The organism is Accumulibacter sp., from assembly GCF_029255145.1.
Classification (GTDB): Bacteria; Pseudomonadota; Gammaproteobacteria; order Burkholderiales; family Rhodocyclaceae; genus Accumulibacter.
Genome location: NZ_JAPUVQ010000148.1, coordinates 96,263 through 111,458 on the forward strand (window position 1 = coordinate 96,263; position 15,196 = coordinate 111,458).

The 15,196-nt window shown below is 65.6% G+C and carries 11 protein-coding genes and 1 other RNA gene; 5 read left to right on the plus strand and 7 right to left on the minus strand.

What is annotated here, in order from left to right:
- The first annotated feature begins 54 nt into the window (after positions 1–54).
- From Q1L50_RS19225 to ssrA, 4 genes are all read left to right on the plus strand, one after another.
- Positions 55–1,233, plus strand: coding sequence for an ATP-binding protein (locus Q1L50_RS19225; RefSeq protein WP_300341886.1), 1,179 nt, complete (start codon positions 55–57; stop codon positions 1,231–1,233).
- 15 nt (positions 1,234–1,248) lie between these two features.
- Positions 1,249–2,622: a sigma-54 dependent transcriptional regulator gene (locus tag Q1L50_RS19230; protein WP_300341888.1), complete on the plus strand. Its 1,374-nt coding sequence runs from the start codon at positions 1,249–1,251 to the stop codon at positions 2,620–2,622.
- A 73-nt stretch (positions 2,623–2,695) separates the two neighbouring features.
- Positions 2,696–3,019 carry a flagellar hook-basal body complex protein FliE gene (fliE, locus tag Q1L50_RS19235; RefSeq protein ID WP_300341890.1) on the plus strand — a complete coding sequence of 108 codons (324 nt, stop codon included), beginning with the start codon at positions 2,696–2,698 and terminating at the stop codon, positions 3,017–3,019.
- Between the two features lie 115 nt (positions 3,020–3,134).
- Positions 3,135–3,440, plus strand: a transfer-messenger RNA (tmRNA) gene (ssrA, locus tag Q1L50_RS19240).
- A gap of 252 nt (positions 3,441–3,692) precedes the next feature.
- On the opposite strand, the gene Q1L50_RS19245 is transcribed toward ssrA, so the two are convergent.
- The 5 genes from Q1L50_RS19245 to Q1L50_RS19265 form a co-directional block, all read right to left on the minus strand.
- Positions 3,693–4,049, minus strand: coding sequence for a hypothetical protein (locus Q1L50_RS19245; protein WP_300341892.1), 357 nt, complete (start codon positions 4,047–4,049; stop codon positions 3,693–3,695).
- Between the two features lie 539 nt (positions 4,050–4,588).
- A complete protein-coding gene (locus Q1L50_RS19250; RefSeq protein WP_300341894.1) occupies positions 4,589–6,163 on the minus strand; it encodes a bifunctional aminoglycoside phosphotransferase/ATP-binding protein in 1,575 nt (524 codons plus the stop codon).
- Positions 6,164–6,166: 3 nt separating this feature from the next.
- Positions 6,167–8,842, minus strand: a complete 2,676-nt coding sequence (locus tag Q1L50_RS19255; protein ID WP_300341895.1) for a cation-transporting P-type ATPase — start codon at positions 8,840–8,842, stop codon at positions 6,167–6,169.
- A gap of 188 nt (positions 8,843–9,030) precedes the next feature.
- On the minus strand, positions 9,031–10,695 hold the full coding sequence (locus tag Q1L50_RS19260) for a hypothetical protein (protein ID WP_300341897.1): 1,665 nt from the start codon (positions 10,693–10,695) through the stop codon (positions 9,031–9,033).
- A 170-nt stretch (positions 10,696–10,865) separates the two neighbouring features.
- A complete protein-coding gene (locus tag Q1L50_RS19265; protein WP_300341898.1) occupies positions 10,866–11,792 on the minus strand; it encodes a fructosamine kinase family protein in 927 nt (308 codons plus the stop codon).
- Between the two features lie 234 nt (positions 11,793–12,026).
- Here Q1L50_RS19265 and Q1L50_RS19270 point away from each other — a divergent pair, with 234 nt between their 5' ends.
- Entirely contained in the window at positions 12,027–12,356 is a 330-nt protein-coding gene (locus Q1L50_RS19270) for a hypothetical protein (protein WP_300341900.1), read from the plus strand.
- An 84-nt stretch (positions 12,357–12,440) separates the two neighbouring features.
- On the opposite strand, the gene Q1L50_RS19275 is transcribed toward Q1L50_RS19270, so the two are convergent.
- The gene (locus tag Q1L50_RS19275; protein WP_300341901.1) at positions 12,441–13,919 is read right to left on the minus strand and encodes a diguanylate cyclase; all 1,479 of its coding nucleotides are present in this window, start codon (positions 13,917–13,919) and stop codon (positions 12,441–12,443) included.
- A gap of 190 nt (positions 13,920–14,109) precedes the next feature.
- Positions 14,110–15,159 carry a GGDEF domain-containing protein gene (locus Q1L50_RS19280; protein WP_300341903.1) on the minus strand — a complete coding sequence of 350 codons (1,050 nt, stop codon included), beginning with the start codon at positions 15,157–15,159 and terminating at the stop codon, positions 14,110–14,112.
- Positions 15,160–15,196: the final 37 nt, after the last annotated feature.

The following is a 15,196-nucleotide window of genomic DNA, read 5'->3' on the forward strand; positions in this document are numbered from 1 at the left end:
TGATGACAATTACTCTGCTATTGTAGCTGTTAACTGCACGGGACTTCCCATCCGATGAACCAAGTCGTACCAATGCCGGGCCAGGAACTCAAGGCGCAGGAACTGCAACGCGCCTTCGACGCCTTCAATCAGGTTTCGCTGGCGCTGACGCGGTCCTACCAGGGGCTTCAGGGTCGCGTCGAATCGCTGACCGCCGAGTTGGCGGTCGCCAATGGCGAGTTGCGTCGGCAGTTCGAGGAGAAAGAGGCGCTGTCAGAACGCCTTTCCTTGTTGCTCAAGGCCTTGCCGGCGGGCGTGGTGGTGGTGGACAGCGCGGCCTGCGTCAGCGAGGCGAACCCGGCAGCGGCACAAATGTTCGGCCAGGAGATGGTTGGCGAAGGCTGGCCGAAACTGGCGCACGCCAGGCTGGTGGCGACCGAGGCGCCGGACGAGTGGCAACTCGATTCGCGACGCTTGTCGATTGTCGAGAGCCCGCTCGATTCGGCGGGCGGGCGAATCCTGCTGATCCACGACGTCACCGCGGCGCATGGCCTCAAGTCGGATCTGGAGCGTAGTCAACGTCTGGCAGCGATGGGCGAGATGGCCGCGTCGCTGGCGCACCAGTTGCGCACCCCGCTGGCGGCGGCCTTGCTCTATAGCGCCAACCTGGGCCAGGCGGAAATTGGCGATGCGGCGCGCGTCCGCTTCGCCAGCAAGGCAACCGCCCAGCTCAAGCGCCTTGAGCGGCTGATTCAGGAGGTGTTGCTGTTTGCGCGCGGTGAGAGCATCGGCCGCGATATCACTCCGGCCAGGCTGCTTCTGGCCGACGCAGCACAGACCGTCGAACCCTTGTTTGTCGACAAGGGAGTTTCTTTCCGGGTGGCCTGCGATGCCGGCGACGCGACCGTGACCGGCAGCCGCAAGGCTTTGGTCGGCGCCGTGGTGAATTTGCTCGAGAACGCCCTGCAGGCCTGCGCGGCCAACGGCGAAGTAGCCCTCGCTGCGACTCTGGTCGGCGGGCAATTGCGAATCGGCGTGCGTGATACCGGTCCCGGCATTGCGCCCGCGATCCAGGAGCGTGTTTTCGAACCGTTCTTCACCACCAGCGGCTACGGGACAGGGCTCGGTCTGGCGATCGCGCTGGGCGTGGCGCGCGCCCACGGAGGTGGCATGGAGCTCAATTCGATACCAGGCAAAGGGTCCGAATTCGTGATTGTGCTGCCGGCACAGATGGTGGCAGATCGGGACTATTGAGGAAGTGTGGAGCGGATGGCGCCAGGATTGCCCATTTTGATCGTTGAAGACGACCCGGCCTTGCGGGAAGCGGTTTGCGATACCCTCGAACTGGCGGGGCAGGCGGTGATTCCAGCTGGCGGCGGTGACGAGGCTTTGGCGATTCTCGGCAGGCGCGCGGTGTCGCTGGTGGTCAGCGATGTGCGCATGCTGCCAATCGATGGCATCGCCTTGCTGAAGGAAATTCGCAGCCGCTTTGCGCACCTTCCGGTGGTCCTGATGACCGCGTTCGCGGATGTCGACCGCGCCGTCGAAGCGATGCGCGCGGGCGCCTGCGACTTCCTGCTCAAGCCCTTCGAGCCGAAGGCGCTGCTCGATCATGTTCAGCGCTACCGCCTGCCGGACGCGCACGACGACGATTGGATCATCGCCTGTGATCCGGTGAGCATCAATCTGTTTGCGCTCGCCAAGCGGGTCGCCCAGAGCGACAGCACAGTCCTGCTGACCGGCGAGAGCGGTGTCGGCAAGGAAGTCGTGGCGCGCTTCATTCATGAGCATTCGGCACGTCGAAAAGGGCCGTTCGTCGCCATCAACTGCGCGGCCATTCCCGACAGTCTGCTCGAAGCGACGCTGTTCGGTTATGAAAAGGGCGCTTTCAGCGGCGCCCAGCACGCACAGGCCGGTAAGTTCGAGCAGGCGCAGCAAGGGACCCTGCTGCTCGACGAGGTCACCGAAATGCCGTTTGTTCTGCAGGCCAAGCTGCTGCGTGTGCTGCAGGAACGCGAAGTCGAACGGGTCGGCGGCAAGAAACCGGTGTTGCTCGATATCCGTGTCGTCGCCACGTCGAATCGGGATATCGCCGACGCCGTAGCGAAAGGCCTGTTTCGCGAGGATTTGTTCTATCGCCTGAATGTCTTTCCGCTGCTGATCCCGGCCTTGCGCCAGCGACGCGAAGATATTGCGCCGCTAGCGCGTCACTTCCTGGCTGAACACGGGGCGCGTGCCGGTCGCCCTGGCTTGCGCCTGTCGGCATCCGCCGAGGCGGCGCTGCGGCAGTACGGCTGGCCCGGCAATGTGCGCGAGATGGAAAACGTCATGCAGCGCGCGGTCATCCTCGCTGCTGGCGATGCCGTCGATCTGGATGCCCTGCATCTCGCGGCAACGGCAGCTGTTGATCCGGCGGCGGCGCGCGAACCGGCAAGGGCCGCTTCGGCGACGGATGCGGCGCGGCCACCGCCAGTTCCGCGGACAGGCGACAACATGCGCGAAGTGGAGCGCGAGCATATTCTGGAAACGCTGGCCGCGGTGGGTGGTTCCCGAACCTTGGCTGGGCAGCGCTTGGGAATGTCCGAGCGAACCTTGCGTTACAAGCTCAGACAGTATCGCCTGGACGGCTTCTTGAAGGGCTGACCTCGGCGCGCGATTGACGGGCCGCCGGGCGCGGTTCTTGCGTGGCCAAATCAGACAGTGCGTGGAGACGAGAATGGACAGTAAAGGGATCGAGCAGGTGCTGAGCGTGCTGCGAGCGACTTCGACAGCCGCTGCCGGTCGCGTGGTCGAGGCGCAGAGCACACCTGCGGGTGGGACGGACTTTGCGCAGGTGTTGCAGAATTCGATTGCTCAGGTCAGCCAGACACAGCAGCAGGCGGAAGCGATGGCGGCAAGTTTTGCCGCCGGCAAGGGTACCGAGAACTTGCACGAGGTGATGATCGCCCTGCAGACGGCCAACCTGTCGTTTCAGGAAATGATTCAGGTACGCAACAAACTCGTCTCCGCCTACCAGGATGTGATGAACATGCAGGTCTAGCGCGCCGATTTGAGCCGATGGCACGATCCCGCTGATTCCATGAACCGACCGGCCGCCCAGGTCAAGATCGCCAGTCATTGGGCTGCTTGGGGCGGTGGCCTTTCTCCGGCGCTGCCCGCCATCCTGGCCTTGAATTTCCCGCTTGGTACGCCCATAATGTCAAGCATGGTCGTAATTCCGGCAAACCGGAAGCGTTCTGGACGCGGGTTCGATTCCCGCCACCTCCACCACTGCGGGGGTGCACCGGTTTCGACAGGGTGACAGATGGCGAGCAGGCGACTCGAGAGGCGACGGACGTAATCCGCGCAAAACCACAAACGCCAACGATGAGCGTTTCGCAATGGCCGCCTAAGGCCTGCTGAGGATGTAGCCGTCCAATAAACAGAATGGCTATCGGTGGGGACTTCGGTCCCCACCGTCATTTTCGGGCTGACTGGAGGCCGCGGTGTCGGCTGGCGATGGCGCAGGGACGACCCGACGGGCTGCGACGCGGTGGTGGTTTCGCGTCACTGGCTGCTGTCGGGTTTGACAGCGCCTGCGTCATGTCGAAGCCAGCGCCAAGCGCTTGGTGACGCTGTGAGCAGGCGCACTCGGGCCGGACTACCTGCGACGCCGCCGGGCGTCTTCGGCCAGCGGTCAGAGGGGCGCGGAACTGCCCTGCCGAATGGCCACCTCAGTTTTCCTTGGCAGCGGCTTTATGGCGGTACTCGGAGTAGCCGGTAAGTTGCGTATCGAGTTCGTTGAAACTTGCTGCCGGCTTCTGTCCCAGCCGTGACAGACGTCGCATCAGGCGCTGCTGGGCAAAGGCCTCTGACGAATCGGCCTTGCCCAAGAGATACTCCGAGCCACGTCTGGTCATGACCACCATCGAATTGGACTCAAAGCTGTAGCCGGTGATCGGTGACGTTCTGATGTGTGAGGAGGATGGGAACCGCGGGTTCTTGCCGTACACTCTTCCCTCGATGCACACCAAGGTTTCGCCGTCGCGGGTGACAAGTTCCAGAGTTTTCCAGTTATTGAGAATATTCATAGCACTCCCCGACCGTGTCGACGACGCGTGGTGCCGAAGCAAGCTTTCATTCTACGCGAGAAACCCACTCCGCGCAGCCTTTTGGATAGGGATTCAAAGCTATGGCCCAACCTGCCGACAGGCGTGATCGTGTAGTCAATCATTAATTCCTTCAGAGGCTTGCAAGTCGATTCAAGTAGCTCTTGAAACCCGCCGCCGGCCAGCCCGGGCGCCTTGCCGGCCGTAGTTCCCGGCGTCCCGCTTGATGCCCTGGGCGCTGCGGGGTGCTTTTCCCGAAGCGCGCGTCGCAAGCGGTTTGCGGGGGAGCGACGAGGCGCGCCCGACACCAAGACCCTGTCGAAGCTGCCGTGCCCCGACGCTCCGCAGCCGCTCTTATCGATCAGGCGCCGCCAATCAAGCCGAACGCAAGAAGCTTGCCAGCCTTGTGTTCCTGCTTCTTCCTTCATTAAAGCAGAGCCATGATTATTGGCGCAATGGTTTCAACGAAGCCATGTGTAAAATTTTCCGACACTTTCTGCGGCCTAGCGCCCTCTGGCAAATCAATGGTCGGGGCTTACATCGTCTCCTCGGTACTGCCGGCTTGCGAGCGGTGCTGCTACCGGGCGCGGCAACTGTTGTTCCTGCAAGAGGAAGTCGAGTTCGTCGGCGCGCAGCGGTTCGCGCTCCGACAGTTGCTTGGCGAGTACCGCGAGAGTCGCTTCGGATGGGTCGTCGCACTTGGCCAGCCGGCCGCGAATGCGCGCCCGCAGCACGGCTGGCGTGGCCTGTGGCGCGACGATGAAGAAAGCGGCCCGCAGCTGCGTGGCGAGCGCCCGAAAAGCGTCGCGCCGGGCACCTTGCAGGAAAGCGGCATCGACGATCACCGACCAGCCGGCGGCGAGCAGGTCCCGCGCCAGCTGGAGCAGGCGGCGATAGGTGCGCTCGCTGGCCTCGGCGGCGTAGATCCCGGCGTCGAGCGGCGAGCCGCTGCTGGCCGAAGTCGCCAGCTCGAACAGGCGCTTGCGTTCGACGTCGGAGCGCAGGCGTAACGTCGCTGCCGCCGGGTCGTGCAGCAGCAGGCGCCGCGACGCACGGCTCTTGCCGCAGCCGGCGACACCGTGGGTGATGATCAGCCGTTCTGGCGGTGGATTCACCAGCCGTTCGGCGAGAGCGAGGTAGTGGCGCGCGCGGTCGCGATTGCCGCCGGTCTGCGTGGCGAGGATCGCCGCCACCTTGGCTCGCACCAGCGCGCGATAGACGGCGTAGAAGCGCAAGACAGGCACCGCGTCGTAGTCGCCGCAGTCAGAGAGCCACTCGTTGAGCAGCCAGCCGGCCAGGCCGGGCTGGCCGTGATCGAGCAGGTCGATGTAGGTAAAGGCGACTTCGCTGGCGACGTCGATCCAGCGCAGCTCTTCGCTGAACTCGATGCAGTCGAACAGCCGCACGCGGCCGTCGATCAGCACCAGGTTGCCCAGGTGCAGGTCGCCGTGGCACTCGCGTACCCGCCCGTTGGCTTTGCGGGCAGCGAAACGTGGTTCCAGGCGGTCGAATTCGTTGCGCGTCCATGCGCCCAGCTGCGCCAGTCGTATACGCTCGTCGTTGCCCGTCAGCAGCGTCGGCAACTCGGCGAAGTTCGCCAGCGCCGGTGCCAGAACCTGTTCCGGCTCACCGAAGCGCGTCGCCGTCGGCGCCGTTGCCGCGTGCTGGTGAAAATCGGCGATGGCGGTGGCGAGGGCCGAAACATGTGCGGCGTTGAGCTGGCGACGGGCGCACAGGTGGTCCAGCCGGCCGCACTCGGCAAAGCGGCGCATCCGGACGGCGAACTCGATGGCGGTGCCGGCGCCGCCGAGCTGTGGGTCTTCCGGGGAGCCGGTGATGGCCACCACTGCCAGGTAGAGGTCCGGCGCAAAGCGGCGGTTCAGACGCAGTTCGGCCTCGCAGCAGGCGCGCCGTTGGCCGAGGGTGCCGTAATCGAGGAAGGGCAGGAGCACGGGTTTTTTTATCTTGTAGGCAAAGGAGCCGGCCAGCAGCAGCCACGAGGCATGCGTCTCGACAAGATCGACCCGCGTTGCCGGATCGGGATAACGCCTCGGGTCGAGCAGGGCTCTGATCAACGGCGGCAGCGCTTGCGGCATCGCTCAGCCCCTCGTCGCTCGCCGCCGGAAGGCCTTGCGCAGCTCTTCCAGCGACCACATCAGCAGCGCGCAGCCGGCCGCCAACAGCCAGGGCGTGCTGCCGATCGGCGCCGTGCCGAACAGCCAGTTGCCGGCGGGCGTGTAGAGGATCAGCAGAATCACCGCCAGTTCGGATGCAATACCGATCTGCAGCAGGCGATTGCCAGCGAAGCCGCCGGCCAGCGACGAGTGCCGCGGATGGCGGCACAGGTAGACGTTGATAACCTGCATCACGACGATCGTCGCCAGGCAGGCCGATGTGGCCTGCAGATAGAGCGGGTCGGTGCGATCCAGGAGCTGGCCGTACTGCCACCCGGCGGCGTCGAGCACGAAGAAATAGATGGCCATCGCCGCCGCCGCTTCGAGGACTCCCAGGAACAGGTAGGCGCGGGCGACCAGACCCCACGACAGCAGCCGTTCGCTGCGCGCGCGCGGTGGCTGCTGCATCACCCCTGGATCGGGTCGTTCGGCGCCCAGAGCCAGCGCGGGCAGCATGTCGGTACCCAGGTCGACGGCCAGGATCTGGATGATGGTCAGCGGCAGCGGGATCCGGAACAGGACGAAGGCGAGGTAGGGAACGATCTCGGGGACGTTCGAGCTGAGGATATACGTCAGGAACTTGCGGATGTTATCGAACACCGCACGGCCTTCTTCGATCGCCGCAACGATGCTGGCGAAGTTGTCGTCAAGGAGGATCAGGTCAGCGGCTGCCTTGGCCACGTCGGTGCCGTTGATTCCCATGGCGATGCCGATGTGCGCGGCCTTCAGCGCCGGCGCGTCATTGACTCCGTCGCCGGTCACGGCGACGATCTCGCCCTTCTTCTTCAGGACTTCGACGATCCGCATTTTCTGTTCGGCGGCGACGCGGGCGAAGAGGATTTCGGGCGCGTCGAGCGCCAGTTGCAGTTGGGTCGGCGACATCAGCCGCAGTTGCCCGCCGCTGATCACCACCGGCCGCTCGCTGTGGACCAGGCCGATCTGGCGGGCGATGGCCAGCGCCGTGCGTGGATGGTCGCCGGTGACCATGATGATCCGGATGCCGGCTGCCGCGCAGCGCGCGATCGCTTCGGGCACCTCGGCGCGTGGCGGGTCTTCGAGGCCGATCAGTCCGGCAAGGGTCATTCCCTGCTCGTCGGCGGCTTGTCCCTCGGGTACCGTGCGATGCGCGAAGGCGAGAACACGCAGGCCGGCACTGGCCATGTCGTCCTGCGCCGCCAGCAGGCGGGTGCGCGCGGCCGGGTCGAGTGGCGCCAGGCCGGCGTCGAACTGGATTTGCCGACAGCCGGCGAGGACCGTCTCGAGAGCGCCCTTGCAGTAGAGCATGCGGCCCTGCGGCGTCTCGCAGAGCACCGACATGCGCTTGCGGTCGGTGTCAAACGGGATCTCATCAACGCGGCGATGGGCGCCGAGATCGCCGGCCATCGCTCGGCCGAGGTCGACCAGCGCGATTTCCATCGGGTCACCGCGCAGCACTTGCCGGCCTTCTTCGCCGACATCCTTCAGGTTGTGGCAGAGCGCGGCGTTGACGAACAACTGGCGGTGGTCGGATACCACGTGCGCTCGCGTCGCCAGATCAGCGCGTGGCATGAACGCGCCGCCGATCCAGAGTTGATGTACCGACATCCGGTTCTCGGTCAGGGTGCCGGTCTTGTCGCTGCAGATCACCGTCGTCGAACCGAGAGCCTCGACGGCGGGCAGGTGGCGCACCAGCGCATGGCGTTTGGCCATTCGCTGGGTGGCCATCGCCAGCGACAGGGTAACCGTCGGCAGCAGCCCTTCCGGGACGTTGGCGACGATGATCCCGATGGCGAACAGCATGTTTTCCCAGGGTGGCAGGCCCATTGCCTGGCCGACCAGGAATAGCACCACACCCATTGCCGTTGCCAAGCCGGCGACCAGACGCGACAGTCGCGCGATCTCGCGCTGGAGTGGCGAGCTGGTTTCGCCGGCGGTCTGTGTCAGCTGGGCGATGCGGCCGAACTCGGTATGCTTGCCGGTGGCGTACACCACCGCGCGCGCCTGTCCCGAAACGACCGAGGTGCCGGCGAGGACCGTGTTCCTGGCGTGCAGTGGCGATTCTTCGCCGCTGGGTTCGGTGTTGCGCGTCTGGGCCAGCGATTCGCCGGTCACCGTCGACTGGTTGACGCGCAAGCCGAAGGCTTCGGTCAGCCGGCAGTCGGCGGCAATGAAATCACCCTCTTCGATCAGGACGACGTCGCCGGGCACCAGATCGCTGGCCACAACCTCGACGATTTCCGCGTCGCGCAGCACTTTCACCTTCTGGGGCAACAACTGGCGCAGCGCGGCGACGGCGCGTTCCGCCTTGTATTCCTGCCAGAACGAGAAAATGCCGTTGATGATGATCACGCCAACGATGGCCACGCCGAGGCGCGCCATTCCCTGGCCGGGATCGAAATGCTCCGCGGTGAACGAAAGGCCGGCGCCGACCCACAGGATGATCGCGAAAAAGTGGGTGAACTCCCGCCCGAAACGGAGCAGCAGGTGCTGCTGGCGGGCTTCCTCGAACTGGTTCGGACCGTACTCGGCCAGGCGGCGTGCCGCCTCGCTGGCGCTCAGGCCCGCGGCCGCGGTGTTGAGGCTGGCCAGCGACTGTTCGACGGCTAGGGTATGGATACGCACGAGAAGGGATTCCTGAAGCCGGGTCGGCTGCCGCGGTACCCGCTCCGGGGCTCGCGCCCAGGGTCTGCCGGGTAGTCGGCAGCGTCGTGACAACGACAATCTACACCTTTGGCAGCGAAAAGACACCCGTCCGGAAGAGGTTTATCGGGTTGTCCGGGCAGCGCGGCAGCGCCATCCGCCCGTGCTCCTCAGTCCTTGCCGGGCGGGCGCGGTCGGCGCCAGACAGCGGTCAGCGCGGCGAGTTTGGCGCGCGGCGCGAGACGTTCGTCGGACAGCGCTTCGAGAAAATCGGCGAGCGGTTTCGACTTGGCGATGGCGAAGCCGGTGAGCAGTGCCGACGGGACGGCGACCAGCAGGAACAGGGCGAGCCGGTCGCCGAACGGGGCTTGCGCGGCGTCGAGCAGGTTCATCCCGAGAACGCCGGTGGTAATTGTCGCGATCAGGCCGGCGGTGGTGACGACGGTCAGGCGTACCACCGTGTTGGATTGCCGGCGCAAGCTGTCGCTGTCGAGATACTGGCTCATGTCCTGAATCTCCTCGCGCAACTCGGTGTATAGGCGCTCGGTGCCGAGGTGTGCTCTGGTCATGGCAAACAGCGCGCGGGCCTGCGCCTGGTCGGAGATCTCGTAGAACCAGTAGCGATGGGTGAAGCGCAGGAAGACTTCGAGGATCTGCCGGATCGCACGCTTGAAGTCCTTGACCGATTCGGCGTCGCCGATCCGGAGGTGATTGAGCGCCGTCACCAGCCGATCGGAGAGCATCAGCAAGGCTGCCTTGTGGAAGTGCGGAATCAGTGCCAGCAGGAAGAACTGGTGCCGAAACTGCCCGAGCAGGCCGTTCTCCAGTTCGGTGAAATACGGGTCGCGGGCGCTGCCAAGCATCACCACCGCATGGCCGCAGGAGAGCAGACGGGTGCCCGGCTGCTCGGCGTGCGGGTGCCAGTAGCGGTCGTAGCAGTAGCGGGCTTCGAAATCGTCGAGCTGCAGTCCGGCAGCGGGCGGGGCACCAAGCTTCCCCGGTCCGGTCACCAGCACCAGGCGGGCGAAGTCGTCACGGCTGAGGGCGCGCGGGTCGTCCATCGCCAGGTACGCCAGGAGCGGCATGCGGTGGTACTCGATCTGCCGGTAGCGGACCAGTCCGTCCGCGTCGGAGTGGTGCAGGACTAGCGGTCTGAGCAGGAATTCCCAGTGCGACGCGATGCACGGGGCGCGGAAGCGGGAGACGAAGGAGAGGTACTTGCGGCGTTTCTCGTAGTCTGAAACAGCCAGCACCTGCCCATCATGCGCGATCCATTCGGCGCTCTGCAGGCAGTGGCTGCCGCTGCCGTCGTCGTCCCAGGACGGCGGGTAGGCGCGCCCGAAACGGTACAGCGTATCGTGTACCCGCCGCAGTTCGAGGTCGTTGCCGAAGATCTCGACGACCAGGATGACGACCTCGATGTCGTAGAAGAAATAGAGATCGAGGTGCACGATGTCGAAATCGATCGGCTGGTCGCTGTCCTTGTAGCGCATCCGCACCTTGGCCACGTCATGGCGACGGAAGATACGGATCGGCGACTCGTCGTAGTGCACCTTGCTTCCTTCCCGGCTGCCGACTTCGCCGTAGAGAAAGCGCTGGACGTAAGGCAGAAAGGTGACGAACTCACTGTAGTGGCGCTCGTGAAACTGCCCGGGGTCGCCGCAGAATTCGTCGACCAGTTCCCGCCACGGGTTGTCCGGGTCTGGCCGATCAAGCAGCTGGCTGTGGTTCTGAAAGGGCCCGCCGGTGGTCAGCGGCATCAGTTGCAGGGGCCACATCAGGATCTGCCGAAAATGTCTGACCCGCTGGTTTGCGTCGTTTGTCGCCTGGTCCATGGGTGTCTCCGGAAGCGTTGTCGCGGCAGCCTGCCGGCTGGCAAGCGTAGGTCCTCGCGCCCCGATCGTCAATCTCGTGCAGCAGAGGCCAGTGGCCTTGCCGGCGGCGGCGTACAGCGGTCAGGCAGCACCGCGGTCGCCAGGCAGCGCATCTCTGTACTGGCCGGTGATCAGCCGCCGAGCGCCGCCAGCAGCGTGGCGATCATCGCTTCGGCCTGACGGCGGTAGCCGCTGCCAAACAGATTCAGGTGATTGAGCACGTGGTAGAGCTGATAAAGCGTCTTGCGCAGCGCGAAACCGTCGGCGAGCGGCCATGACTCGCGGTAGGCGGCGTAGAAGCGGTCCGGAAAACCGCCGAACAGCTCGGTCATCGCCAGATCGGCCTCGCGGTCGCCAAAATGCACCGCTGGATCGAACAGCGCCAGGCGGCCCGACTCGTCGGTCGCCGCGTTCCCGTACCACAGGTCGCCGTGCAGCAGGCTCGCGGTCGGGCGATAGCCGGCGAACAGCAGATCCAGCTTTTCCAGCAGGCGCTCGCCGCCGCCGATCAGGCTGGCGTGGTCGCCATGACGCCCGGCCAGCGTCAGCTGCGGCAGCAGCCTCCGGCGGGAGAAAAACGCTGACCAGGACTGGTGCCAGGTGTTGTCCTGCGGCGTACTGCCGATGTAGTTGTCGCGCTGCCAGCCGTATTGCGTACCGCGGACGCGGTGCAGTTCGGCCAGCGCGCGCCCGGCGACGGCGGCGTCGCGTGGTTCGCGCAGCGGATGCAGACGCAGGTATTCCAGGACCAGGTAGGCCTGCCGGCCACGGACTCCATGGCCGACGACGCGTGGCACGCGCAGCGCGGAGCAACCAGCCAGCGCCTGTAGGCCGTCGGCTTCGGCGGCGAACATTTCGGCCAGATCGGCGTCATTCACCTTGACGAACCAGAGCCGCTTGCCGGCCCCGACCAGCAATGCGCGCGAGATCGAGCCGCCACCGATCTCGGTGACGGTGTCGATGTCGGCTGCCGGGCCGCTGTCGTCCGCCGCATCGGAGGCGATCAGCTCGCGCAGTGCCGAAGCGAGCGCTGGGTTCAGCGCCGGGGCGAGACTCATCCTGTTTGCTCCGGGAGTCGCGGGAGGTCGGTGCCGTCGGCCGCGATGGCTCGTGACGCGGCCTGCACGGCGGCATTGCGGGTTCGCGATCCGGGCCGACCGCCGGCTTTACGCCGGGTCGCCGATATGTTGTGATGCGCTGATAACACCAGTGCGCGATGTTTTCTCGAAGTCCGTCGTCGCATTCCTTCCTTCCTGCTTTCCCGTTCAACCGCTACCTCGGAGTGCAAGATCATGAACAACCGCCTGCTCGTTCTATCCGCCTTGCTGGCCATTACCGTCTCGGCGTGCAGTCAGAAGGACGATTCGGCCGCCAAGGCGGCCAGGGAGTCTGCGCAAAAAGCGGAAGCCGCCATCGGCAGCGCCGCGGAGGCGACCAAGACCGCGGCAAAGGATGCCGCTAGCGCGGCCAAAGAGAGCGTGGTCAATGCCTCGGCAGCGACCATGGAAGCCACCAAGGAGGCGGTAGAGGTGACCAGGGAGGCCAGCAAGGAGATGGTCGTAAAGGCCGCCGACGCCACCAAGGAGGCTGCTGACAAGGCCAAGGAGGCGGTAGGCAAATAGCTTCCGGCCGATCGACGCGCCGGGCAATCCGCCTGTCCGGCGCGCTGTCTGCCAGGGGTTCTCTCACCTTCGCTGGTCACCGCTTCAGGCGGCGGTCGACCGGTGCCGCCGCAGGTGGTCAAAGAACTGGCGGTCGCTATTCAGCAGATGCCTGGTGATCACATCATGGGCCAGGAGCTTGAAGACATCGCCAACTCCCTGGGTGCCGGCGCGAAAAGCCGCGGCCGTGGCGAGCGCCCTGGCGACGAGTTCGCGGTGCTCGGCGATATGCTGCGTAGCGCCGGGATAGCCGGCGGCGACGAAGACCGTCTCTTCAGCGCGGAAGTGTTCGAGCAGGTCGCCGAGCAGCCGGTCGACCATCGGGTTGACCAGCTCCGGCGCCTGTCCGGAAAGGATCGCCGACAGCAGTTCGTTGGCATCTGCGAAGAGCAGTCGGTGACCGCGATCGATCGCTTCGTCGCCGCATTCGTATGCCGATCGCCAAATCAACTGCACGAAATTGGCGGCGAAGTTCTCGCTCGCGTCGCCTGCGCCGCGCGCTTCGGGGGCCAGCTGGACCTGATTGCGGCCGCCGGCCTTGGCGCTATAGAGGGCTTGATCGGCGCGCTGGAACCATTCGGCCCACGTTTCGCCGGCGCCGCATTCGGCGACGCCGACGCTGACGGTCAGCTGGCCTACCTCGGGAAAACGGGCTTCGGCGATCCGAGCGCGCAAGCGCTCGGCGAGGGTCGCAGCCGTGGCGCGGTTGGTGTCCGGGCAGAGGACGACGAATTCCTCGCCGCCCCAGCGTGCCAGCGAGTCGGTGCCACGGAGCATTCCCTGCAGCTGGCCGGTCAGCGACTGCAGCACCAGATCGCCGCAGCCGTGCCCGTAGCGGTCATTGATCGCCTTGAAGAAATCGATGTCGACGATCAGCAGGCTCAGGGGGTGCTGGTATCTCTCGAAGCGCCCCATTTCGCTGCCCACGCATTCCTCCAGCCGCCGCCGGTTCCAGGCTCCGGTCAGCTTGTCGGTGCTCGCCACCTGCTCCAGCTCGACGACCGCCCGCTGCAGTTCCTGATTCGCCTGCCGCAGGCTGTCGAGCGTTTGCTGCACCGTCCTGCTCGCCTGCTGTGGGGGGGATTCGTAGACCAGCGAGACGATCGACTGCAGTTTCTGGTCGGCCCCGAGGACCGGCAGTTTGAGCCACAGGTAGTGCCCGGGGTGCCCGTCCAGCGGCAGGTCGAGCTCCTCGGACGCCACCGCGGCGCCGCTCAGGATGCGCTGGTCGCAACGCTCCAGCGGCGCCTGCAGGGCAGCCGGCAGAAGCTCGCTCTCCGATCGCCCGGCCAGCGTCCCGCCGTCGTGGCAGAGTAGTCGTTCCATCACCGGGTTGGCCAACCGGTAGCGTCCGTCCAGCCCCTTGACGCCGAAACCGACACCGCCTCCGACGTGCATCAGCAGTGGCAGCAGCCCTGCCATTTGAATGACTCCATCATCGGCGAGGGTCGTCTGGATCAAGTCGTCTTCGTTCATCCCTGGCGGATCCTCGATGGCGCCGGGCGCTGGCCCGGAGATGGGCATGGCGCCTGTTTCGCGGGCGCCCGGCGCGCGCGAGTATACGATCTTCGAGAGGGGTAAACAAGTTGTCGCTGCAATTTACCCATTCGCCTTGCCAGGGCCGGTCAATGACCGGGATTGGTCTGCCGCCGGGAAGCGTGGAACCCAGCCCTGCCGGAACGGCGAACGTCCAAGGAGGCGACGCGGGGTGGCCTCACTTGGCCGCTTCAGTCTGCGGGCGCGGCGCCAGAGCGACCCGATTGCGGCCCTGTGCCTTGGCGGCGTACAGCGCTCGATCGGCGCGGGTGACAAGCGCCGTGGCCGACTCGCCGGCAACGTGGTCGGCGACGCCGATCGAGACGGTGATGTTGCCGATCAGCAGTTCGTCGCGGGTACCGTTCGTGACGCGGCTGGCAGCGACCAGCGCGCGCAGTGTCTCGGCCAGGCCGAGCGCGCCGCCGCGCGGTGTCTCGGGCAGGATGACCGCGAATTCCTCGCCGCCGAAGCGCGCCGCAGTGTCCTTGCCCTTGACGTTGGCCCGGAGGATCTCGCCGATCCGCGCCAGTACCCGATCGCCGAACAGGTGCCCGTGCGTGTCGTTGATCCGCTTGAAGCGGTCCACATCGATCATCATCAGGCACGGCCCGGGGAACGGCGTGGGTTCCTGCTGCAGGCAAGCGGTGATCGCATGATCGAAGCCCTTGCGGTTGACCAGGCCGGTGAGCCCGTCGAGCAAGGCCTCTTCGCGGGCGCGCGCGACCTCTTCCTTGAGCTGCTGCGCCTGGCGGCTGCTGTCGTCCAGCTTCTCCTGCAGCGTGCCGATCGCTTGCTGCATGGCACGGGTGCCACGCAGGATGTCCTGGAGGCCCGGTGCCAGGTCTGCCACGCCGTCTGGCGGTAGGAGCGTGTCGATCCAGGTCTCGAGCGAGCTGCCAAAGCGCGACGCCTGATCGCCCGCGTGGCCGGCCGATTCGGACACCTGGTCGACCAGATGACTGACGCTGTCGCCGATGCGCAGCGCGGTTTTCGCGTCCAGTTCGGCGACGTGCTTGTGAAACAGCGCGCAGGTGGATTCGTCGTCCAGCTTGCCGTGTTCCTTGAGCCGCCGGTCGATCGCCGCCTGCAGCTCCGGGTTGAGGCTCGCCACGTATTCGTACCAGATGGCGTAGCTGATCGGATGCAGACCTGCGTCCTGCTGCGTCATCCGTTTCACGGCCATCCGCAAATAGTCAGCGCTCTGGGCAACGCTGTGACGGTACTTCATCCGCATCCTCGCTTGCTGGTTCTTGTCGGCGTGCTGT

Bases quoted from the DNA above. Each gene is read 5' to 3' on its own strand.
- Q1L50_RS19260 (WP_300341897.1), bottom strand. From the start codon at position 10,695: ATGGACCAGGCGACAAACGACGCAAACCAGCGGGTCAGACATTTTCGG.
- Q1L50_RS19270 (WP_300341900.1), top strand. From the start codon at position 12,027: ATGAACAACCGCCTGCTCGTTCTATCCGCCTTGCTGGCCATTACCGTC.
- Q1L50_RS19225 (WP_300341886.1), top strand. From the start codon at position 55: ATGAACCAAGTCGTACCAATGCCGGGCCAGGAACTCAAGGCGCAGGAA.
- Q1L50_RS19265 (WP_300341898.1), bottom strand. From the start codon at position 11,792: ATGAGTCTCGCCCCGGCGCTGAACCCAGCGCTCGCTTCGGCACTGCGC.
- Q1L50_RS19245 (WP_300341892.1), bottom strand. From the start codon at position 4,049: ATGAATATTCTCAATAACTGGAAAACTCTGGAACTTGTCACCCGCGAC.
- Q1L50_RS19230 (WP_300341888.1), top strand. From the start codon at position 1,249: ATGGCGCCAGGATTGCCCATTTTGATCGTTGAAGACGACCCGGCCTTG.
- Q1L50_RS19275 (WP_300341901.1), bottom strand. From the start codon at position 13,919: ATGCCCATCTCCGGGCCAGCGCCCGGCGCCATCGAGGATCCGCCAGGG.
- Q1L50_RS19280 (WP_300341903.1), bottom strand. From the start codon at position 15,159: ATGAAGTACCGTCACAGCGTTGCCCAGAGCGCTGACTATTTGCGGATG.
- fliE (WP_300341890.1), top strand. From the start codon at position 2,696: ATGGACAGTAAAGGGATCGAGCAGGTGCTGAGCGTGCTGCGAGCGACT.
- Q1L50_RS19250 (WP_300341894.1), bottom strand. From the start codon at position 6,163: ATGCCGCAAGCGCTGCCGCCGTTGATCAGAGCCCTGCTCGACCCGAGG.